We start from the raw sequence: 20954 nt of genomic DNA, 5'->3' as shown, positions 1-20954 counted from the left end.
AATAGAAGATTATTTGTGAACGGATCCGTTAATATAGAAAGTAAGTGACTTCGTATATTGCAGCAAGATGATTTTGACGCTGTTCAAGATTTAATCATCGTTTTGCGAGGTGCTTTCAGAAAACAGTCGGGCGAAAATACTCAATATATAAGTAATAAATACGCCAGCCCTGCTTACTGAAATGCTGGTGAATAGTTTGGCTATCCACGTGGCAAATCTGCGCGATGTGATTCGACCTATGAACCTGGCGCACGGCTGCCGCCGTGACGATTGGCGATAAAAATCGATCTTCCTCACTCCCCACCAGAACGGTCTGGCGCGGAATTGACAAAAACCATGTACAATTTTCAACCAACGAAGTGATAAATGAGGTTGATCTTTTCCCCTGTCGGATATACTGTATATTCATACAGTAACCCACAGGCGGGATAGACTATGTTTACTTCAGCTTACGCAAATCGTTCATCACTGACTTCTGCTTCAGTACGTCGCCCCTCACATGACGTCGCCGAACAACCGGCCAGCGGGCTGATCAGTGAAATTGTCTACCGTGAAGATCAACCGATGATGACGCAATTACTGCTGCTACCTTTATTGCAGCAACTCGGCCAGCAGTCTCGCTGGCAGCTCTGGCTGACGCCGAAGCAGAAATTGAGTCGCGAATGGGTTCAGTCTTCCGGATTACCGCTGTCGAAGGTTATGCAGATTAATCAGCTCTCCCCTTACAATACCGTCGAATCGATGATCCGTGCGCTGCGCACAGGGAATTACAGCGTGGTGATTGGCTGGCTGGCCGATGAGCTGACGGCGGAAGAGCATGAACGCCTGGTTATCGCCGCGCAAGAGGGTCACGCAATGGGGTTTATCATGCGGCCGGTTGGAAATACGAACCAGGCAGGGAGACAACTCAGCGGGCTAAAAATTCACTCTAATTTGTACCATTAAGCCAAATTAGGATTAATCCTGGAATTTTTTTTGCTTACAGCAATACCCTTTTCGAAAAAGGGTGATTTGTAGCGGAATGCCTGTCTGATGCGGTTTCGCGGCTTTATCCGCTGATTGAAAATCAACCATATTTGTTAAATGTTGTGTACACAACCCTTTTTTTTCATATGCCTGACGGAGTTCACACTTGTAAGTTTCGAACTAAGTTGTAGACTTTACATCGCCAGGGGTGATCGGCTTACGCTGCATGTATCAGCATAGTTAACAACAAGTCACGCCCCGGGTGAAGGATTTAACCGTGAGGTCTTTTGTAACTTCATGGCGAATTTTGGATGATAATGAGGCGCAAAAAATGAAAAAGACAGCTATCGCGATTGCAGTGGCACTGGCTGGCTTCGCTACCGTAGCGCAGGCCGCACCGAAAGATAACACCTGGTATGCAGGTGGTAAACTGGGCTGGTCCCAGTATCACGATACCGGTTTCTACGGTAACGGTTTCCAGAACAACAATGGCCCGACCCGTAACGATCAGCTGGGCGCTGGTGCGTTCGGTGGTTATCAGGTTAACCCGTACCTCGGTTTTGAAATGGGTTACGACTGGCTGGGCCGTATGGCTTATAAAGGCAGCGTAGACAACGGCGCTTTCAAAGCTCAGGGCGTTCAGCTGACTGCTAAACTGGGTTACCCGATCACTGACGATCTGGACATCTACACCCGTCTGGGTGGTATGGTCTGGCGTGCAGATTCTAAAGGTAACTACGCTTCTACCGGCGTTTCCCGCAGCGAACACGACACTGGCGTATCCCCGGTATTTGCTGGTGGTTTAGAGTGGGCTGTGACTCGTGACATCGCTACCCGTCTGGAATACCAGTGGGTTAACAACATCGGTGACGCAGGTACCGTTGGTACTCGTCCTGACAACGGCATGCTGAGCCTGGGTGTTTCTTACCGTTTCGGTCAGGATGAAGCACCGGCTCCGGTTGTTGCACCAGCTCCGGCTCCGGCTCCGGAAGTGACGACTAAGCACTTCACTCTGAAGTCTGACGTTCTGTTCAACTTCAATAAAGCTACCCTGAAACCAGAAGGTCGACAGGCTCTGGATCAGCTGTACACCCAGCTGAGCAACATGGATCCGAAAGACGGTTCCGCAGTGGTTCTGGGCTACACCGACCGTATCGGTTCTGACGCTTACAACCAGCAGCTGTCTGAGAAACGTGCTCAGTCCGTTGTTGACTACCTGGTGTCTAAAGGTATCCCGGCTGGCAAAATCTCCGCACGTGGCATGGGTAAATCCAACCCGGTTACTGGCGCTACCTGTAACAACGTGAAAGCTCGCGCTGCACTGATCGACTGCCTGGGTCCAGATCGTCGCGTAGAGATCGAAGTTAAAGGTTACAAAGACGTAGTAACTCAGCCGCAGGCTTAAGTTTTACTACCGATAAAAAACCCCGCTTTGCGGGGTTTTTTTTGGCCTGAATTCGGATATCAACACAGAGCCAGGCCCAGTACCACTTTGCCCTGTCCTCTGCAGCTATTCTTTTCCCAGCAGCACCTGCAAATCGTGCTTCAGGCTGGACATTTTACTGGCGTACTTCTCTTTATGCTCCGCGTCTTCAATCAACTGTACGATGGTTTCAGACAGGGTTTTCCCACGCCGCTGCGCGAGTCCCGCAAGACGCTGCCAGACGATAAACTCCAGGTCGATCGATTTTTTACGCGTATGCAGATGCTCCGCGTTGAAGTGCCGTTTCCGACGCGCGCGGATTGTCTGCTTCATCCGGTTCATTAACTCCGGATTCATATGCTGCTCAATCCAGGTATGCACCAGAACAGGTTCATTTTCGAGCGTCAGTAAGACATCGACCGCGGCTTTCGCTGCGCTGGCTTCAATGTAGCGGGTAATCAACTCACCTTCCCGGTGTTTTTTTACCAGATATTTCCATTTCCAGCCGCTTTCAAGATTTTCCAGTTGTTGATATTTCATTGCGATCTCAATGTGACCGTGTAACTCATTTCAGGATATCAGTTTTTTCCCAATGTGCTGAGAATAAATCATCATTCGTGATGCAGGTAACCCGGTAATCACCACGGCAGACGCAATCCCCCGTGTGCTCAGACGCAGCATAAGGTATAATCGCGCGTTTTACATCTGACTAAAAAACAGCGACTTTGACCATTACGAAACTTACCCGAAACGACCTTGCTCCTGATACGGAAAGTTATCAGGCGCTGTTTGCACAAGCCGATTTATCCCAGGCAGAAGATGGCCTCTCCGGCGAACTGCAGCCCCGTTTATTCTATGGTCTGGAGCAGCTTCTGGTGACTCCGACCATTTCGCCATTCATGCTGGTGAAGGCCCCGGAAGAACCGGAATACCTGCAGTGGCTGGCGACGGAAACGCGAACCTTACATGAACCTGCCGCACCGCTCTACGGTGTGCGCTATCAGGTTAATGGCGGCAACGTCACCCTCACCCCGGCTAAAGCTGCCGATGATAATTTTGCCAGCTCCGCGCCGGTTGAATCTACCGACTGGGCAGAAGCAGAGCAGCTCTTTGGCTGCGTACGGCAATTTAACGGCGAAATCACTCTCCAGCCAGGTCTGGTACACCGCGCCAACGGCGGCGTGCTGATTATCTCTTTGCGTGCGTTACTGGCTCAGCCGCTGCTGTGGATGCGCCTGAAAAGTATGGTCACTCGCCAGCGCTTTGACTGGTTGTCCATTGATGAGTCGCGTCCTCTGCCGGTCGCGATTCCCTCTATGCCGCTCAGCCTGAAGGTGATTCTGGTGGGTGAACGTGATTCATTGGCCGATTTCCAGGAGATGGAGCCCGAACTCTCCGCCCAGGCGATTTACAGTGAATACGAAGAGAATATCCAGATTGCCGATGCCGACACGCTCAAGCTGTGGTGTCAGTGGGTAGGCAAAAATGCGCAGCAGCTCGGACTACCGGGACTGGCCGCTGACGCCTGGCCCCTGCTGATTGAGGAAGCCGCGCGTTATACCGGCGATCAGGAGACATTACCGCTGTGCCCGCTGTGGATAGCCCGCCAGCTGCGCGAGGCTGCGGCGTTTTGCGAAGGTGGCCAAATCACCGCAGAAGAGATGCAAACCATGCTGGCTCGTCGCGAGTGGCGTGAAGGCTACCTCGCCGAACGGATTCAGGATGAAATCCTGCAAGAACAGATAATGATTGAGACCGAAGGCGAATGCATCGGCCAGATTAACGCCTTGTCGGTCATCGAATTCCCCGGACATCCGCGTCCGTTTGGCGAACCGTCGCGCATCAGCTGCGTCGTGCATATCGGCGACGGTGAGTTTATCGACGTTGAACGTAAGGCGGAGCTGGGCGGCAACATTCATGCCAAAGGCATGATGATCATGCAGGCGTTCCTGATGTCCGAGCTGGAACTCGAACAGCAGCTCCCCTTCACGGCTTCGCTGACCTTTGAACAGTCCTACAGTGAAGTCGATGGCGACAGCGCCTCGATGGCCGAACTGTGCGCGCTGATCAGCGCTCTCGCTGGCGTGCCGATTAATCAGAGCATTGCCATTACGGGTTCCGTCGATCAGTTTGGTCGCGTGCAGCCGGTAGGCGGCCTTAATGAGAAGATCGAAGGCTTTTTCACCATTTGTCAGCAGCGCGGATTAACCGGTAAGCAAGGGGTGATTATTCCTGCGGCAAATATCCGCCACCTGAGTCTGGCGGCAGAACTCCGGCAGGCCGTCGCTGACGAGCAGTTTTTCATCTGGGCGGTGGAAGATGTCACGGAAGCGCTGCCTGTTCTGACCCAGCTGCTATGGGATGGCGAAGGGCAAACTTTACGGCAAACCATTCAGGAACGGATCGCGCAGGCGACGCAGCAAGAGAGTCGTCATCGTTTTCCGTGGCCGCTACGCTGGTTAGGCGGTTCAGGTTCCAACTGATCGGACTTGTTCAGCTTACACGTGTTAGCTATCCTGCGTCCCGAACTCAAAATAAGGCTTACTGAAAACATGGTAGATAAACGCGAATCCTATACGAAAGAAGACCTTCTTGCCTCTGGCCGTGGTGAACTGTTTGGCGCAAAAGGCCCACAGTTACCTGCGCCGAATATGCTGATGATGGACCGCGTCATCAAAATGACCGAGACCGGTGGTAACTACGATAAAGGTTATGTTGAAGCAGAACTCGATATTAACCCGGACCTGTGGTTCTTCGGTTGCCACTTTATCGGCGATCCGGTTATGCCTGGCTGTCTGGGACTGGATGCCATGTGGCAGTTGGTTGGCTTCTACCTCGGCTGGTTAGGCGGCGAGGGTAAAGGGCGTGCGTTAGGCGTAGGTGAAGTTAAACTCACAGGCCAGGTGCTGCCAACGGCAAAAAAAGTGACCTACCGCATTCATTTCAAACGTGTGATAAACCGCCGTTTGATTATGGGCCTGGCGGATGGTGAAGTGCTGGTTGACGATCGTCTGATCTACACCGCAACCGATCTGAAAGTGGGTCTGTTCCAGGATACGTCTGCATTCTGATAAGCAGCGATAGCTTGAAAAAGGCGAAGCCCCCGCTATGCGGAGGCTTCTTTTTTTAAAGAGACAGTCAGGCAGTTTGTACCCTGTCCTCCATGGCTTCTCGCCAGCCTCCTAGCCAGTAGGACCTTTGGTTCAAGGTCTGGTAGGGACACATTTCTTTCGATCTTCCGGTTATCCCGGCCTGGTATCCACGTTGATGTGCCCGTTCCAGGCGATCTCGTTTTTGTCTCTTCATGCCTCGTTTCCCTCATTATTTGATCTGGTGGAAAAGAAAACAGTGGTCACTAAATATGCAACCACGGTTAACGAATACCGCGAATCAGGGGCAACGTCAATGCGCAAAATTCACGCCATTGTCATAATTGTGAGCTACATGAAAATTCATTTGTACAAAAAATGTGAACCGGCACAAGTAACGACCTGACGAGACAAATAAAAAACCGCGGTGGTTTTTCAGTCCACCGCGGCGCTTCATTTTCATTCATTTTACTTATGGCAGGCGATTCAATTCGCTGGCAATTGCCGTGGCTTCCTGAGACCAGGCCTGAGCCAGGGTCTTCACCATGGCATCATAGCCATCCTGCTGCTGCTTAAGCTCAATGTTAAACGGGCGCTTAATCAACTGTCCCTGATGCTTCAGCAGCCACTCGCCGCTGACGATGACCCGCCCATCGTAACGGCCATGAAAGCCATTGACCGCCACGTTGAGCGTATCCTGATCGCTGCCGAGAGGCTGCGAAGCAACTACCCAACCCGGGAGTTGCGCACTCAGATTCGCCACCAGCGTAGTACGCAGCTGCTGATCGAGCGGGCTGGCCCACAGATTGTTACTGGCTATGACATACTGCACGTCGCTGGTCTGATAGACCACACCGTTGCCCGCCAGATAATCCGGGATACTGACCTGTTCAACCCACAGCAGGTTTTTGCTTTGGTGGGCGGTGCTTTGCGCGCCGCTTTGTCCAACCGGAAGCTGATAGTAGGTTTTATTCTCCCCACTGCTGCAAGCCGCCAGCGCACAGGCCGCAGCCACGATTAACCATTTTTTCATTATTTCGCTCCCTTCGGCTGAGGATCTTTTTTATCCTTCGCCTCAAATACAAGCGCGTTGCTCTTATCATTGAGCGTTTTCAGTACCGGCTGCAGTTCGCGAAGAACCTGATCCAGGCGCTGCATATCTGCCACCATCTTATTGTATGCCGCCGAACCGGGCTGGAAGCCCTGCATGCTGCGGTTCAATTCGCGCAGCGTATTCTGCATATCGGCAGGAAGCTGCTGCATTGACGGGCTTGCCGCTATCTTGTTCAGGCTATCCAGCGTGGTCTGAACGTGCTGCATCGTTTTTTCACTTTGCGCCAGCGTGGTGGTCGCTTGCTCCAGCAGCGGATTTATCGGCAGGTTGTTAATCTTATCCAGCGCGTCCATCAGGCGCTGCTGGATCTGCGCCAGACCACCGCTGATTGTTGGAATGATCGGATAGGTTCCAAACTCCCGGATCTTGCCGCGCGCAGGCGCTTTCGGATAGAAATCGAGATCGATGTACAGCGCGCCGGTCACCAGGTTGCCTGTTTTCAGCGATCCCCGCAGGCCGCGGTTAATCAGATCATCAATATGCGTACGGATATCGAGATCGCCGCCGAGCTGACTGATCAGCCGTTCTGGTTCAATACGGACTTCCACCGGGATGCGATAGTCTTCGTTCAGGTGCTGATACAGTCCTGGAATAAAGAACGGCACTTTACCGACGGTACCTAAGCGGATTCCACGGAACTCGACCGGCGCCCCCGGCTGCAGGCCGCGCACGGAGTCTTTAAAGAACATGACGTAATCAATATGCTGGGTAAAGACGGAATCCTGAATGCTCTTCTGATCGTCGAAGAGATGGTAGCCCGTTTTGTTCGCCACCGGTTCTCCCATATCCAGACCTTCCGGGATATCAAAGCTGACGCCGCCGCCGAACAGGGTCGCCAGCGATCCCATCTCCACGCGCATCCCGGACGAAGAGAGATCGACCGCAATGCCGCTGTCTTTCCAGAAGCGAACGTTGGTTGTGACCAGACGATCGTTGGGCGCATTGATAAACAGCTGATAGGTGATGCTGCGCTTTTGCGCATCAAAGGAGCTGGTTTCCACCGAACCAACGCGATAACCGCGGAAGAGTACCGGGTCGCCAGGCGACAGTTGCCCCGCTTTATTACTCTCCAGCAGGATACGGATCCCTTTGGCATCCGGCGAAGCCAGCGGCGGAGAATCCAGCAGCGGGAAACGGGCGGGTTCCCCACCTTTCGTCCCCGGCTGCAGTTCAATGTAGGCCCCGGACAACAGCGTGCCGAGTCCACTGATCCCTTCACGTCCTACCTGCGGTTTGACGACCCAAAATACCGAATCTTCATGCAACAGTTTCTTCATGCCGGCGTTCAGCCGGGCTTTAATCTCTACGTGCGTCAAATCGTCGGTCAGCGTGGCGCTCTCGACTACCCCGACATCCACGCTGCGGCTTTTAATCCGGGTTTTACCCCCTTCAATCCCTTCAGCATTGGTGGTGATCAGCGTCACCTCCGGTCCTTGATGGCTGTAGTGATAAAAAAGAATCCACGCGCCGATTAGCACAGTGACGATGGGGAAGATCCACACGGGTGACCAGTTCTTCACCTTTTGCACTTTCGCTTCTCCGCTCTTATTTTCCATGCTGCTGCCTTTCCTCATGGCTTGAATCTGGTTCACGGTCCCACAACAAACGAGGGTCAAAGGTCATGGCTGAGAACATTGTCATGACAACAACGAGCGCAAACATCACCGCCCCTATCGCAGGATAGATACTCATCAACCCTCCCATGCGCACCAGCGCCGAGAGCACCGCGATGACAAAAACATCAATCATTGACCAGCGGCCAACAAACTCCACAATTTCGTAAATCAGGTGCATACGCTCGGAATCGCGCTGCCCGTTACCGTTGGCGTTCCAGCACAGCCAGGCAATGGCGAGCATTTTCAGCGTCGGCACCATAATACTGGCGATAAATATCACCAGCGCCACCGGATACGACCCTTCACTCCACAGCAGGATCACCCCCGCCATGATCGTTGACGGCAATTTATCGCCCAGCAAATCGGTAATCATGATGGGCATGATATTGGCGGGCAGATAAAGAATGCACGAGGTCAGCAGCAGGGCCATCGTCCACTGCAGGCTGTGTTTGCGTCGCGCGGTGCCTTTAGTCTGACAGCGAGGGCAAACGGCTTCATCAACAGCTAAAACCGCGGTACAGCACGAGCATGAACGTAGGCCCTGGCGGAGCCCCGTCACGCCGACCTTCAGCGGCTGCCTCACCGCCGGCATCGGGGCAATATCGTCCCACAACCAGCGTCGGTCTACGCACTGCAGCGCACGCAGTTGCAGCAGGCAGAACAAACACCAGGGGATAAAGCTTAAGCCGACGCCGATATCGCCATATGCCATCAGCTTGACGAAACTCACCAGCACACCGGCGAGAAAAATCTCCGCCATTCCCCAGGTTTTGAGGTGAAACAGAATACGCGCCAGAAACGCCTTCAGCGCGCGCGGCATACGAATACGGTTGACCAGTAGCAGAATGGTGACCAGACAAAAAGCCGGCACCAGCTGTACAAAGAGTACAAAGAAGGTGCCGAGGCTGGCGTAATCTTCGCTAAACAGCACGTCGGGGATTTCCAGCAGCTTGATTTCGCTACTGAGACCGCTCACCCGCATATACACAAAGGGGAACAGGTTGGCCAGCAGCAGCATAAACAACGCCACCAGCGCATAGGCTGTGGGACGCTGCCGGGGCGCGTCCCATGAAGTTGTCAGCGTCGTGCCGCAGCGCGGGCACACGGCTTTCTGGCGATGCTCCAGCTGCGGCAAAGCCACCAGCAAATCACATTGTGGGCACAGAATATGCCGCGCAGCATGATGATTATCGCACATGAAAACTCCTCAGCTTATGCGCCGTTTTTTAATCCTTCGAGATATTCCCAACGTTCAAAGGCCGTTTCCAGCGCCTGTTCCGCCTCGGCCAGCTGTGCCAGCACCTGCTGCGTATGGTCGTGTGACTGGCCAAAGAAAGAAGGATCGGCAACCTGCTCCTGCAGAGTTTGCAGCCGGGTTTCCAGTTCTTCGAGCCGTTGCGGCAACTGTTCCAGTTCGCGCTGCAGGTTATAGCTTAGTTTGCCTGACGCTCGTTTGACACTTTCTGCTTTCTGTTGGCTAACTTCTACCGTCTTTTTGGTAGTCTGCTGCTTTTGCGCCAGATACTGCGCCTGCTGACCGCGGGCGTCGTGGTAGCCGCCGACATATTGCCCGATGCGCCCTTCCCCTTCGAAGATCCAGCACTCGGTGACGGTGTTATCGACGAATTGACGGTCGTGGCTGACCAGCATCACGGTGCCCTGATAGCCGTCAACCAGCTCTTCCAGCAGTTCGAGGGTTTCGACATCCAGATCGTTTGTCGGCTCATCGAGGATCAGCAGGTTGCTGGGCTTCAGGAACAGACGCGCCAGCAGCAGACGGTTACGCTCGCCGCCGGACAGCGCGCGCACCGGGGTCATCGCGCGTTTCGGATGGAACATAAAGTCCTGCAGGTAGCCCAGAACGTGGCGCGGTTTGCCGTTGACCATCACTTCCTGCTTGCCTTCCGCAAGGTTGTCCATCACCGTTTTATCCGGGTCAAGCTCCGCGCGGTGCTGGTCGAAATAGGCCACTTCTAGCTTAGTCCCGACGTGAATACGTCCGCTATCCGCTTTCAGCTGACCCAGCATCAATTTCAGCAGCGTGGTTTTCCCGCAGCCGTTCGGGCCAATCAGGGCAATTTTGTCACCGCGCTGGATCTGGGCGCTGAAATCCTTAACCAGCACCTTGCCATCAACCTGGTAGTTGACGTCCTCCATTTCGAAGACAATCTTGCCCGAGCGTGCGGCCTCTTCGACCTGCATCCTGGCGCTGCCCATCACTTCACGGCGCTCGCCACGTTCGCGGCGCATGGCTTTCAGGGCCCGCACACGCCCTTCGTTACGGGTACGACGCGCTTTGATCCCCTGACGGATCCACACCTCTTCCTGCGCCAGTTTGCGATCGAACTCCGCATTCTGGAGCTCTTCCACGCGCAGCGCTTCTTCTTTATCCAGCAGATACTGATCGTAGTTCCCCGGATAGGTCACCAGCTTGCCGCGATCGAGATCGACAATTCGCGTCGCCATATTGCGAATAAAGGAACGGTCGTGCGAGATGAAAATAATGGTCCCTTTGAAGGTCTTGAGGAAACCTTCCAGCCAGTCAATGGTTTCAATATCAAGGTGGTTGGTCGGTTCATCGAGCAGCAGCACGCGCGGCCCGCAGACCAGAGCACGGCCGAGCGCCGCTTTACGCAGCCAGCCGCCGGAGAGTGAGGAGAGCTCGGCGTTGGCATCGAGATTAAGCTGCTCCAGCACTTCGTTGATACGGCTGTCGAGCTGCCACAGCCCTAAATTATCCAGCTGCTCCTGCAGACGCGCCAGTTCATTCAGGTTCTTGTCGCTCGGATCGATCATCACCAGCTGTGAAACATCGTGATAGCCTTTGAGGTAGGCCGCCTGCTCGGCGATGCCTTCCGCAACGAAATCATAGACGGTGCCGGTCACGTTACGCGGCGGATCCTGCTGCAGTCGCGCGACAACCAGATCCTGCTCATAAATAATGCGCCCGTCATCCAGCCCCTGCTCCCGGTTAAGGATTTTCATCAGGGTGGATTTACCCGCGCCATTGCGCCCGACCAGGCAGACGCGTTCGTTATCTTCGATATGCAACTCGGCATTATCCAGCAACGGAGAGTCGCTGAAGGAGAGCCAGGCACCATGCATACTAATCAATGACATTCTTTATTCCTTTCAGGCTGCGGTAATCAGCCAGCAGTTGTGGATCTGACGGTTACGGGCGAAATCCTGAGACAGCGTTTTTTGGCTAATTTCTTGCGCTTTCAGCCCCAGCTGCGCCAGCCCGTCATGATCCATACGGAAACCGCGTTTGTTATTCGAGAACATAATGGTGCCGCCTTTACGCAGCAGACGTTTGAGATCCGTCATCAGACGCAGGTGATCGCGCTGCACGTCGAAGGCATCTTCCATGCGTTTTGAGTTAGAGAACGTCGGCGGATCGATAAAGATCAGATCGAACTGTTCATCGCTATCGCGCAGCCAGCTCAGCACATCAGCCTGCATCAGGCGATGCGCGCGCCCGGTTAAGCCGTTGAGGCGCAGGTTACGTTCGGCCCATTCGAGATAAGTACGCGACATATCGACGGTGGTCGTCGAACGCGCCCCGCCGAGGCCGGCATGAACGCTGGCGCTGCCGGTATAGGAAAAGAGGTTGAGGAAGTCTTTCCCTTTGCTCATCTGGCCCAACATACGACGCGCAATACGGTGGTCAAGGAACAGACCGGTATCCAGATAGTCGGTCAGGTTGACCCACAGACGCGCGTTATACTCCTGAACCTCGAGGAAATCGCCCTTCTCGGCCATTTTCTGATACTGGTTTTTGCCTTTCTGCCGCTCGCGGGTTTTCAGCACCAGTTTGTTCGGCGCAATGCCGAGCACGGAGATCGTCGCGGCGATAACATCGAACAGACGTTGACGCGCTTTATGCGCATCCACCGTTTTCGGCGGCGCATACTCCTGTACCACAACCCACTCGCCGTAGCGGTCGATCGCGACGTTATACTCCGGCAGATCGGCATCATACAGGCGGTAACACTCGATCCCTTCCTGACGTGCCCATTTCTCGTATTTCTTCAGGTTTTTGCGCAGACGGTTAGCGAAGTCTTCCGCCAGGGAGACCGCGCCGCTGCCGTCGTTTTCCGCCAGGTGATAGTTCTTCTGTACGCAGTCCAGCGGGCCATTCTTGGCTTTAAACTGCTTGTCCGCGCGCAATTGCAGACAGCTAAGAAGCTCCGGCGAAGCGCTGAACAGCGACAGATTCCAGCCGCCGAACTGGGTTTTCATCGTCCGCCCAAGCAGGCTATGCAGGGCGATCAGCGCCGGCTCGCTTTCAAGACGTTCGCCGTACGGCGGGTTGCTGATAACGGTGCCGTACGGGCCTTTTGGCAGCGGGTTGCTGAGTTGGGCAACATCTTTCGCTTCAAATGCAATCAGTTCGCCGACGCCCGCGCGACGGGCGTTGCTGCGCGCGCGTTCAATGACGCGGGCATCGACATCAGAGCCATAGAAACGCGACTCATAGGCCGCCAGCCCTTTACGTGCGCGGGTCTGCGCTTCGGCCTTCACCTCTTTCCAGACCGCGTCATCGTGCTGCAGCCAGCCGTTGAAGCCCCAGTGACCGCGATGCAGGCCCGGTGCGCGATCGGTCGCCAGCATGGCGGCTTCAATCAGCAGCGTACCGGAACCGCACATCGGATCGAGCAGCGGCGTTCCCGGAACCCAGCCAGAGCGCATAACGATAGCCGACGCGAGCGTCTCTTTGACAGGTGCCATACCGGTGCCGTCGCGATAGCCGCGCAGATGCAGACCTTCGCCGCTGAGATCGAGTGAAATATGCGCCGTTTCTTTATTCAGCCAGACATTAATCCGCAGATCGGGATTTTCACGATCGACGTTGGGCCGCGGCAGATTTTTACGCGTAAAGCTGTCGACGATCGCATCTTTAACCTTTAACGCCCCGTACTGACTGTTGCGAATCTCATCGTTCAGTCCGCTAAAATGCACGGCGAAGGTGGCGTCAGGGGTGAAAATCTCCGTCCATGGAATGGCCTGCACCCCGAGGTACAGATCCAGGTCGCTATACACGCTGCACTGGCCCAGCGGCAGCATGATGCGCGAAGCCAGTCGGCTCCACATCAGGCTTTGATACAGCAGGCGCGTATCTCCCTGAAAATGGACCCCGCCCTGGACTACCTGGCAGTCCACCGCGCCAAGTGCTTCCAGTTCAGTTTTTAACAGCTCTTCAAGGCCACGAGCCGTACTGGCAAACAGAGAATTCATATCGTCACTTTTACTAAAAGAAAATTGTTGCGCATTATAGCCAATATGCGCCTCATGTCATAAAGTTAAAGGCTTATTTTTAAGCCCAGAGGCAGCGCATGATAACGCTATCGCGACTTTTTATTCATCCCGTCAAATCCATGCGTGGAATTGGTCTGACGCACGCGTTTGCCGATATTAGCGGCCTGGCCTGCGATCGCGCCTTTATGGTGACGGAAACCGATGGCACCTTTATTACTGCCCGCCAGTTTCCGCAGATGGTGAAGTTTACGCCATCCCCGTTGCACGACGGTATTCATCTGACGGCGGTAGACGGCAGCAGCGCGATAGTGCGCTTCAGCGATTTTTCGCCGCAGGGAGCGCCGACCGAAGTCTGGGGGAATCACTTCACCGCGCTGATTGCTCCGCCCGCGATCAACCAGTGGCTCAGCGGTTTCTTTAACCGCGATGTTCAGCTCCGCTGGTTAGGCCCTCACCTCACCCGACGGGTGAAACGCCATGATGCCGTCCCGCTCACCTTTGCCGATGGTTTCCCCTACCTGCTGGCCAACGAAGCCTCGCTGCGCGATCTGCAAAAACGCTGTCCGGCCAGCGTGCGAATGGAGCAGTTTCGCCCTAACCTGGTGGTGACCGGCGCGGCGGCCTGGGAAGAGGATACCTGGAAAGTGATTCGCATTGGCGAGGTGGTTTTTGATGTGGCAAAACCCTGCAGCCGCTGCGTGCTGACCACCGTCAGTCCGGAGCGGGGGCAAAAGCATCCCTCCGGCGAACCGCTGGCCACCCTGCAACGGTTCCGTACCGCGCTGGATAATGGCGATGTCGATTTTGGGCAAAACCTGATTGCCCGCAACAGCGGCGTAGTGCGCGTGGGCGATGAAGTGGAAGTGCTGACTCGCGGCCCGGCAAAAGCCTACGGCGCAGGCGAAAGCGAAAGCGACGAGAATCCAGCGGTCGTCGCGCAGCCGGATTCCGTGATTGAAATTGAATGGCAGGGACAGCGGTTTAGCGGCAATAATCAGCAGGTATTGCTGGAACAGCTGGAGCAAAAAGGCATTCGCATCCCCTACTCTTGTCGGGCGGGCATTTGCGGCAGTTGCCGCATCAGACTGGAAGAAGGCGAGGTCAGCCCGTTGAAGAAAAACGCGGTCGCTGACGATGGTACGATTCTGTGCTGTAGCTGTATACCGAAAACGGCCTTACGGCTGGTGCCTTAGCGCGTTTTAAACCGCCTGACCCAGGCTGTAGCTGGTCATACCCTGTGCCGGTTGCAGCCTGTCGTTCATGATTTTAATCACATCCCCCAGCTGCATGACTCGCCCGGCGACCGTTACCCCTGGCTGCGCCAGCAGGCAGAGCGCGGCATTTTCGCCCGGTTCAATCACCAGCAGATTCACCTGCTGTCCGCTATCGCTGAGCCAGGCGCTGGCGGCATCGCCGGTGGCGGGCTGCCAGGAGATTTCATGCGTTGTGAAATGCCAGCTTTTTGGCATTTGCGGTTTCAGGAAGCGAATGGCGACCAGCGCGTTGAGAACTAATTCCGCGCGCTGCTCTTTAGATAACTCAATATCGCGACATTTTTCTTCAAAAGAGAAATACAGCGCGGCATCGTCAACACAGAATCCGGAAGGCGCGAAGGCATCGGGCGTCAACATCCGACGCGCAAACCGCGAACGGAACAACATACCATTGGCCAAATCGAGCATCATGCGATCGTGCTCTTCATCGTAATACCAACGCCAGTTATCGTCAGGTTTAATTCGCATCGTTTCCCCGTCCTCTTTCCCGTGCATCTGTAATGCAATGGCAGCCTGCAACAGAATAATTTCCAAAATTAAGAAAAGACTAAAATGTCTAAATAAGCAACAGTGGAGGAATATAAAACAACCAGGGCCGGAAATAAAGCCCTGGGGGGATCAGAGGGGGAAAAGATTAGATATGGGTAACAATTTCTTTAATCAGCGGAGGGCCTTTAAAAATAAATCCGGAATAAATCTGGACGAGGCTTGCACCGGCAGCGATTTTTTCCCGTGCCGCGATCACCGAGTCAATCCCTCCGACTCCGATAATGGGCAAACGACCATTTAATTCTGTCGCCAGCATACGGATAATTTCCGTACTCTTTAATTGCAATGGACGACCGCTGAGGCCACCCGTTTCATCACAGAATTTCATTCCCTGGACCAGCGAACGATCGAGGGTAGTATTGGTGGCAATGACGCCATCAATATTATGCCGAACTAAACTGTCGGCCACCTGGATCAATTCCTCAAGAGAAAGATCCGGGGCGATCTTCACCGCGACAGGGACATATTTTTGATGTTTTTGCTGCAGCTCAAGCTGCTTATTTTTAATACCAGAGAGTAAGTCATCGAGGGCATCGCCGTATTGTAAGGTGCGCAGGCCCGGGGTATTCGGTGAGGAGATATTAATGGCGATATACCCGGCATATGGATAGACTTTTTCCATACAAATCAGATAATCATCTTTACCCTGCTCAACCGGCGTATCTTTATTCTTACCGATATTAATACCGAGAATACCGTCAAAATGCGCCTTTTTTACGTTCTCAACCAGGTTATCAACACCGTGGTTATTAAAGCCCATGCGGTTGATCAAACCTTCGGCATCCACCAGGCGGAAGATCCTCGGCTTATCATTCCCCGGCTGCGGACGCGGCGTTACGGTACCGATTTCAATGGCGCCAAACCCCATGGCGCCGAGCGCATCAATGCACTCGCCGTTCTTGTCCAGCCCAGCGGCCAGACCCAGCGGGTTTTTAAACGTGAGTCCCATACAGGTGACCGGTTTGGACGGCACCTTCTGACGGACCAGCATTTCCAGCGGCGTACCTGATACACGACGTAATTGTTGAAAAGTAATTTCATGAGCGCGCTCAGGATCGAGCTGAAAAAGGGCTTTACGAACGAAGGGGTAGTACATGAACTCTCCTGGATTCCCGGTGTGCAAACCGGGGGCGTATTATGTTCGATCGACGCCGGAAAGGGAATTGACCTGCGACAAAAAATCTCGCATCCAACGCAAACGTTTACTTTTCTCCCCCGCATTATGCAATTTTTGACAAAACAAGGGTGGAAAAATCATTTAGGGAAATAAATCGGCTCTGTCACACTGCCAGCAAATGTTATCAATTATAGATAAATGCAAACATTTGGTTATAAGGAGAGAGAAGATGCGTGTTATTACACTTGCGGGCAGTCCGCGTTACCCTTCCCGTTCCAGCGCACTTCTGGAATATGCCAGAGAGACGCTCTCCGCGGCAGACGTTGAAGTCTGCCACTGGCATCTGCAAAATTTTGCTCCGGAAGACCTGCTGTACGCTCGCTTCGATAATCCGGCGTTACATACGCTGAACGAACAGCTGGCCGGCGCCGATGGGCTTATCATCGCCACCCCGGTGTATAAGGCCTCTTTTTCCGGCGCGCTGAAGACGTTGCTCGACCTGCTCCCGGAACGGGCGCTGGAGGGGAAAATCGTCCTGCCGCTGGCGACCGGCGGCACGATTGCCCACATGCTGGCGGTGGATTATGCGCTAAAACCGGTGCTCAACGCCCTCAAAGCGCAGGAGATTCTGCACGGCGTGTTCGCTGACGATAGTCAGGTCACCGACTATCAACATAAACCGCAGTTTACCCCTAATCTGCAGGGGCGACTCGATCTGGCGCTGGAGACCTTCTGGCAGGCGCTGCACCGTCCGACCAGCCGCGCTCCCGCGCTCAAGACTCTCCATGGGGTGGAACATGCGTAACCTTCTCAAAACCCTCGCGCTGAGTGGGTTGCTGACGCTATCGGCCCTGAGCCAGGCGGCACAATCCGCGCCGGATGCGCTGCGCATCGGCTACCAAAAAGGCAGCGTCAGTATGGTGCTGGCCAAAAGCCATCAGCTGCTGGAAAAGCGCTACCCAAACACCAAAATCTCGTGGGTAGAATTTCCCGCCGGCCCGCAAATGCTTGAGGCGCTAAACGTCGGCAGTATCGATCTGGGCAGTACCGGTGATATCCCACCGATTTTCGCCCAGGCCGCCGGAGCCGATCTGGTTTATGTCGGCGCGGAACCGCCGAAGCCAAAAGCGGAAGTGATTCTGGTCGCGGAAAACAGCCCGATCAAAACCGTCGCTGAACTGAAGGGGCGCAAAGTCGCGTTTCAGAAAGGCTCCAGCTCCCACAACCTGCTGCTCAGGGCACTACAGCAGGCGGGCCTGAAATTCAGCGATATTCAACCCGTTTATCTTGCCCCCGCGGACGCCCGCGCGGCATTTCAACAGGGCAATGTTGATGCCTGGGCTATCTGGGATCCCTACTATTCCGCCGCTCTGCAACAAGCGAGCGCCAGGGTGCTCAAAGACGGAACCGATCTGAAACAAACCGGCTCTTTCTATCTGGCTTCGCGCCCCTATGCGGAGAAAAATGGCGCCTTTATTAGCGGCGTGCTCGACACCTTCAGCCAGGCGGATGCCCTGACGCTGAGCCAACGCCCGCAAAGTATTACCCTGCTGGCAAAAACGATGGGACTCCCTGAAGCGGTGATCGCCAGTTATCTGGACCACCGGCCGCCGACCACCATTACTCCGGTCAGTCGCGAAACCGCCGCCCGGCAGCAGCAAACCGCCGATCTGTTCTACGAGAACAAACTGGTGCCGAAAAAAGTCGACATCCGCACCCGCATCTGGCAGCCCGCAACCGCACAAGGAGCGAAATCATGAGTCTGAATATGTTCTGGTTTTTACCGACCCACGGTGATGGTCGCTACCTGGGGACCGAAGAAGGCGCCCGCCCGGTTGATTACGGCTACCTGCAACAAATTGCGCAAACCGCGGACCGCCTCGGTTTTACCGGTGTGCTGATCCCGACCGGGCGCTCCTGCGAAGATGCGTGGCTGGTTGCCGCTTCGATGATTCCCGTCACCCAGCGCCTGAAATTTCTTGTCGCCCTGCGCCCGAGCGTCACCTCCCCGACGGTCGCCGCCCGCCAGGCCGCGACGCTCGACCGCCTGTCCAACGGCCGGGCATTGTTTAACCTGGTGACCGGCAGCGACCCGCAGGAGCTTGCCGGCGATGGGGTTTTCCTCGACCATACCGAACGTTACGAAGCCTCGGCTGAATTTACTCATATCTGGCGCCGCCTGATGGAAGGCGAAACCGTCACCTTCGATGGAAAACACCAGCGGGTGCGCGGCGCGAAACTGCTGTTTCCGCCCCAGCAGCAGCCGCGTCCGCCGCTCTACTTTGGCGGTTCGTCCGATGTGGCGCAAGAGCTCGCCGCCGAGCAGGTCGATCTCTATCTCACCTGGGGAGAACCGCCGGAGCAGGTTGCGGAAAAAATCGCCCAGGTGCGTGAAAAAGCCGCCCGTCACGGTCGTACGGTTCGCTTCGGTATTCGTCTGCATGTCATTGTGCGGGAAACCAATGAAGAAGCCTGGGAAGCGGCCGAAAGCCTCATCTCGCATCTTGATGACGATACCATTGCCCGGGCGCAGGCCGCGTTTGCCAAAACCGATTCCGTCGGACAGCAGCGGATGGCCGCGTTGCACAACGGTCGGCGCGACAAGCTTGAAATCAGCCCTAACCTGTGGGCTGGCGTCGGGCTGGCGCGTGGAGGGGCGGGAACCGCTCTGGTCGGCGATGCGCCTACCGTAGCCAAACGAATCAATGAATATGCGGCGCTGGGTATCGATAGCTTTATCTTCTCCGGCTATCCGCATCTTGAAGAGGCTTATCGCGTCGGCGAACTGCTGTTCCCGCTGCTGGATATCACTATCCCGTCGATTCCTCAGCCGCAGCCTCTGCGCCTGCAGGGCGAGGCGGTGGCCAACGAGTTTATTCCGCGCAAAGTCGCACAAAGCTAAGGAGTACATCATGGCTACGTCCGCGCAAAAACTGCTGCTGCGGGTCGCCCCCTGGCTTCTGCCGGTGGGAACCGTCATCATCTGGCAGCTCGCCTCTTCCGTCGGCTGGCTATCCACCCGCATCCTTCCCTCTCCGGAAGGGGTACTCAAGGCCTTCTGGACGCTTTCCGCCAGCGGCGAACTGTGGCAACACCTGGCCATTAGTTCATGGCGCGCTCTGCTGGGCTTCGCCATCGGCGGCTCCATCGGGCTGGTGCTGGGCCTGATAAGCGGCCTGTCGCGTTGGGGGGAGCGGCTGCTGGATACCTCGATTCAGATGCTGCGCAACGTCCCGCATCTGGCGTTGATTCCGCTGGTTATTTTATGGTTTGGCATTGATGAAAGCGCCAAAATCTTCCTCGTCGCGCTGGGGACCATGTTCCCTATCTACATCAACACCTGGCACGGCATCCGCAATATCGATCGCGGACTGGTGGAAATGGCGCGTAGCTATGGCCTGTCCGGCTTCGCCCTGTTCCGCCATGTGATTCTGCCGGGGGCCCTGCCCTCGATAATGGTCGGCATCCGCTTCGCCCTCGGGCTGATGTGGTTAACGCTGATTGTCGCCGAAACCATCTCCGCTAACGCCGGCATCGGCTATCTGGCGATGAATGCGCGGGAGTTTTTACAAACGGATGTGGTGGTTGTCGCCATTATTCTTTACGCCATTCTTGGCAAACTGGCCGACGTCAGCGCGCAGCTGCTGGAACGCGCGTGGCTACGCTGGAACCCGGCTTATCATCTTCAGGAGGCCAACGCATGACGACTGCCCGTCTGAACCCAGGGATCCCGCTGTTGCTTAACGGCGTGACCAAACGCTACGGCGAAAATACCATTCTTAACGCACTGGATTTACATATTCCGACCGGGCAGTTTGTCGCGGTGGTCGGGCGCAGCGGCGGCGGCAAAAGTACCCTGCTGCGTCTGCTGGCGGGGCTCGAAAAACCTAACGGCGGCGAGCTGCTGGCCGGTTCAACGCCGCTGGCGCAGGTTCAGGATGACAGCCGCATGATGTTCCAGGACTCGCGGCTGCTGCCGTGGAAATCGGTGATCGACAATGTCGGTCTTGGGCTGAAGGGCCAGTGGCGTGATGCCGCCCTGCAGGCGCTGGCCAGCGTTGGTCTGGAAAACCGCGCCGGTGACTGGCCGGCGGCGCTCTCCGGCGGACAAAAACAGCGCGTTGCGCTGGCCCGCGCGCTGATTCATCGCCCTCGCCTGCTGCTACTCGATGAACCGCTGGGCGCGCTCGATGCGTTAACCCGGCTGGAGATGCAGGATCTGATCGTCTCGCTGTGGGAAGAATACGGTTTTACCGTACTGCTGGTCACCCATGATGTCAGTGAGGCGGTGGCCATGGCGGACCGGGTGCTGTTGATTGAAGAAGGGAAAATTGGCCTCGATGTCGCCGTCGATATTCCGCGGCCGCGGCGCACCGGTTCGGCCAGACTGGCTGAACTGGAAGCCGAAGTACTGAACAGAGTGATGAAACGTGGTAAGAGCGAATCGGCGCCGCGCTTATTGAGCCACGGTTAATCCCGCTGCGCTTACCGGGGCGGCTACCGTCTGAGGGTGTTGATAGCCCGGATAAGGCGCATCCGCGCCGTTA

19 protein-coding genes are annotated in these 20954 nt (G+C 55.4%); 10 read left to right on the top strand and 9 right to left on the bottom strand.

Translation table 11 applies throughout. The annotated features are described in order from the left end of the window. Window positions 1-435: 435 nt before the first annotated feature. Window positions 436-945, top strand: coding sequence for an SOS-induced cell division inhibitor SulA (gene sulA / locus FNY10_RS03990; protein WP_100685619.1), 510 nt, complete (start codon window positions 436-438; stop codon window positions 943-945). Window positions 946-1297: 352 nt separating this feature from the next. Further along, window positions 1298-2371, top strand: a complete 1074-nt coding sequence (gene ompA / locus FNY10_RS03985) for a porin OmpA (protein ID WP_100685640.1) — start codon at window positions 1298-1300, stop codon at window positions 2369-2371. A gap of 105 nt (window positions 2372-2476) precedes the next feature. On the opposite strand, the gene matP is transcribed toward ompA, so the two are convergent. Continuing rightward, entirely contained in the window at window positions 2477-2929 is a 453-nt protein-coding gene (matP, locus tag FNY10_RS03980) for a macrodomain Ter protein MatP (protein WP_004860155.1), read from the bottom strand. 185 nt (window positions 2930-3114) lie between these two features. Between matP and FNY10_RS03975 the strand changes: the two genes are divergently transcribed. Together FNY10_RS03975 and fabA are read left to right on the top strand one after the other, a co-directional pair. After that, entirely contained in the window at window positions 3115-4872 is a 1758-nt protein-coding gene (locus tag FNY10_RS03975; protein ID WP_141964983.1) for an AAA family ATPase, read from the top strand. Window positions 4873-4941: 69 nt separating this feature from the next. Continuing rightward, window positions 4942-5460, top strand: a complete 519-nt coding sequence (gene fabA, locus FNY10_RS03970) for a bifunctional 3-hydroxydecanoyl-ACP dehydratase/trans-2-decenoyl-ACP isomerase (RefSeq protein ID WP_100685616.1) — start codon at window positions 4942-4944, stop codon at window positions 5458-5460. 67 nt (window positions 5461-5527) lie between these two features. On the opposite strand, the gene rmf is transcribed toward fabA, so the two are convergent. The 6 genes from rmf to rlmKL form a co-directional block, all read right to left on the bottom strand. Continuing rightward, window positions 5528-5695 (bottom strand): ribosome modulation factor, encoded by a 168-nt coding sequence (rmf, locus tag FNY10_RS03965; RefSeq protein WP_004871568.1) that lies wholly within the window; start codon window positions 5693-5695, stop codon window positions 5528-5530. Window positions 5696-5950: 255 nt separating this feature from the next. Then, the gene (pqiC, locus tag FNY10_RS03960) at window positions 5951-6511 is read right to left on the bottom strand and encodes a membrane integrity-associated transporter subunit PqiC (protein ID WP_131048347.1); all 561 of its coding nucleotides are present in this window, start codon (window positions 6509-6511) and stop codon (window positions 5951-5953) included. Then, entirely contained in the window at window positions 6511-8148 is a 1638-nt protein-coding gene (gene pqiB, locus FNY10_RS03955) for an intermembrane transport protein PqiB (protein WP_100685613.1), read from the bottom strand. The genes pqiC and pqiB overlap by 1 nt, the downstream gene beginning before the upstream one ends. After that, the gene (pqiA, locus tag FNY10_RS03950) at window positions 8138-9406 is read right to left on the bottom strand and encodes a membrane integrity-associated transporter subunit PqiA (protein ID WP_100685612.1); all 1269 of its coding nucleotides are present in this window, start codon (window positions 9404-9406) and stop codon (window positions 8138-8140) included. Before pqiA ends, pqiB begins: the two co-directional genes overlap by 11 nt. A gap of 14 nt (window positions 9407-9420) precedes the next feature. Then, entirely contained in the window at window positions 9421-11328 is a 1908-nt protein-coding gene (locus tag FNY10_RS03945; RefSeq protein WP_160703947.1) for an ABC transporter ATP-binding protein, read from the bottom strand. 12 nt (window positions 11329-11340) lie between these two features. Next, the gene (rlmKL, locus tag FNY10_RS03940) at window positions 11341-13446 is read right to left on the bottom strand and encodes a bifunctional 23S rRNA (guanine(2069)-N(7))-methyltransferase RlmK/23S rRNA (guanine(2445)-N(2))-methyltransferase RlmL (RefSeq protein WP_160703949.1); all 2106 of its coding nucleotides are present in this window, start codon (window positions 13444-13446) and stop codon (window positions 11341-11343) included. A gap of 98 nt (window positions 13447-13544) precedes the next feature. Here rlmKL and FNY10_RS03935 point away from each other — a divergent pair, with 98 nt between their 5' ends. Then, window positions 13545-14660, top strand: coding sequence for a YcbX family protein (locus tag FNY10_RS03935; RefSeq protein ID WP_160703951.1), 1116 nt, complete (start codon window positions 13545-13547; stop codon window positions 14658-14660). 6 nt (window positions 14661-14666) lie between these two features. On the opposite strand, the gene zapC is transcribed toward FNY10_RS03935, so the two are convergent. Together zapC and pyrD are read right to left on the bottom strand one after the other, a co-directional pair. Further along, a complete protein-coding gene (gene zapC / locus FNY10_RS03930; RefSeq protein ID WP_100685639.1) occupies window positions 14667-15209 on the bottom strand; it encodes a cell division protein ZapC in 543 nt (180 codons plus the stop codon). 166 nt (window positions 15210-15375) lie between these two features. Next, on the bottom strand, window positions 15376-16386 hold the full coding sequence (gene pyrD, locus FNY10_RS03925; protein WP_160703953.1) for a quinone-dependent dihydroorotate dehydrogenase: 1011 nt from the start codon (window positions 16384-16386) through the stop codon (window positions 15376-15378). Window positions 16387-16636: 250 nt separating this feature from the next. Here pyrD and ssuE point away from each other — a divergent pair, with 250 nt between their 5' ends. Genes ssuE through ssuB form a run of 5 tightly spaced genes read left to right on the top strand, consistent with a single transcriptional unit; the run spans window position 16637 to window position 20881 of the window. Continuing rightward, a complete protein-coding gene (ssuE, locus tag FNY10_RS03920; RefSeq protein WP_100685607.1) occupies window positions 16637-17212 on the top strand; it encodes an NADPH-dependent FMN reductase in 576 nt (191 codons plus the stop codon). Further along, a complete protein-coding gene (locus tag FNY10_RS03915; RefSeq protein ID WP_160703955.1) occupies window positions 17205-18167 on the top strand; it encodes a sulfonate ABC transporter substrate-binding protein in 963 nt (320 codons plus the stop codon). Before ssuE ends, FNY10_RS03915 begins: the two co-directional genes overlap by 8 nt. Continuing rightward, window positions 18164-19309 carry an FMNH2-dependent alkanesulfonate monooxygenase gene (gene ssuD / locus FNY10_RS03910; protein WP_160703957.1) on the top strand — a complete coding sequence of 382 codons (1146 nt, stop codon included), beginning with the start codon at window positions 18164-18166 and terminating at the stop codon, window positions 19307-19309. Before FNY10_RS03915 ends, ssuD begins: the two co-directional genes overlap by 4 nt. A 10-nt stretch (window positions 19310-19319) precedes the next feature. Continuing rightward, entirely contained in the window at window positions 19320-20111 is a 792-nt protein-coding gene (gene ssuC / locus FNY10_RS03905) for an aliphatic sulfonate ABC transporter permease SsuC (protein WP_141964986.1), read from the top strand. Continuing rightward, window positions 20108-20881, top strand: a complete 774-nt coding sequence (ssuB, locus tag FNY10_RS03900; protein ID WP_100685603.1) for an aliphatic sulfonates ABC transporter ATP-binding protein — start codon at window positions 20108-20110, stop codon at window positions 20879-20881. Before ssuC ends, ssuB begins: the two co-directional genes overlap by 4 nt. Window positions 20882-20954: the final 73 nt, after the last annotated feature.

Source organism: Klebsiella sp. Lac1, from assembly GCF_009825425.1.
GTDB classification, from domain to species: Bacteria; Pseudomonadota; Gammaproteobacteria; order Enterobacterales; family Enterobacteriaceae; genus Klebsiella; species Klebsiella electrica.
Note: the sequence above shows the minus strand (reverse complement) of the source record. Positions and strands in the feature narration are given on the sequence as shown.

Bases quoted from the DNA above. Each gene is read 5' to 3' on its own strand.
- sulA (WP_100685619.1), top strand. From the start codon at position 436: ATGTTTACTTCAGCTTACGCAAATCGTTCATCACTGACTTCTGCTTCA.
- ompA (WP_100685640.1), top strand. From the start codon at position 1,298: ATGAAAAAGACAGCTATCGCGATTGCAGTGGCACTGGCTGGCTTCGCT.
- matP (WP_004860155.1), bottom strand. From the start codon at position 2,929: ATGAAATATCAACAACTGGAAAATCTTGAAAGCGGCTGGAAATGGAAA.
- fabA (WP_100685616.1), top strand. From the start codon at position 4,942: ATGGTAGATAAACGCGAATCCTATACGAAAGAAGACCTTCTTGCCTCT.
- rmf (WP_004871568.1), bottom strand. From the start codon at position 5,695: ATGAAGAGACAAAAACGAGATCGCCTGGAACGGGCACATCAACGTGGA.
- pqiC (WP_131048347.1), bottom strand. From the start codon at position 6,511: ATGAAAAAATGGTTAATCGTGGCTGCGGCCTGTGCGCTGGCGGCTTGC.
- pqiB (WP_100685613.1), bottom strand. From the start codon at position 8,148: ATGGAAAATAAGAGCGGAGAAGCGAAAGTGCAAAAGGTGAAGAACTGG.
- pqiA (WP_100685612.1), bottom strand. From the start codon at position 9,406: ATGTGCGATAATCATCATGCTGCGCGGCATATTCTGTGCCCACAATGT.
- FNY10_RS03945 (WP_160703947.1), bottom strand. From the start codon at position 11,328: ATGTCATTGATTAGTATGCATGGTGCCTGGCTCTCCTTCAGCGACTCT.
- rlmKL (WP_160703949.1), bottom strand. From the start codon at position 13,446: ATGAATTCTCTGTTTGCCAGTACGGCTCGTGGCCTTGAAGAGCTGTTA.
- FNY10_RS03935 (WP_160703951.1), top strand. From the start codon at position 13,545: ATGATAACGCTATCGCGACTTTTTATTCATCCCGTCAAATCCATGCGT.
- zapC (WP_100685639.1), bottom strand. From the start codon at position 15,209: ATGCGAATTAAACCTGACGATAACTGGCGTTGGTATTACGATGAAGAG.
- pyrD (WP_160703953.1), bottom strand. From the start codon at position 16,386: ATGTACTACCCCTTCGTTCGTAAAGCCCTTTTTCAGCTCGATCCTGAG.
- ssuE (WP_100685607.1), top strand. From the start codon at position 16,637: ATGCGTGTTATTACACTTGCGGGCAGTCCGCGTTACCCTTCCCGTTCC.
- FNY10_RS03915 (WP_160703955.1), top strand. From the start codon at position 17,205: ATGCGTAACCTTCTCAAAACCCTCGCGCTGAGTGGGTTGCTGACGCTA.
- ssuD (WP_160703957.1), top strand. From the start codon at position 18,164: ATGAGTCTGAATATGTTCTGGTTTTTACCGACCCACGGTGATGGTCGC.
- ssuC (WP_141964986.1), top strand. From the start codon at position 19,320: ATGGCTACGTCCGCGCAAAAACTGCTGCTGCGGGTCGCCCCCTGGCTT.
- ssuB (WP_100685603.1), top strand. From the start codon at position 20,108: ATGACGACTGCCCGTCTGAACCCAGGGATCCCGCTGTTGCTTAACGGC.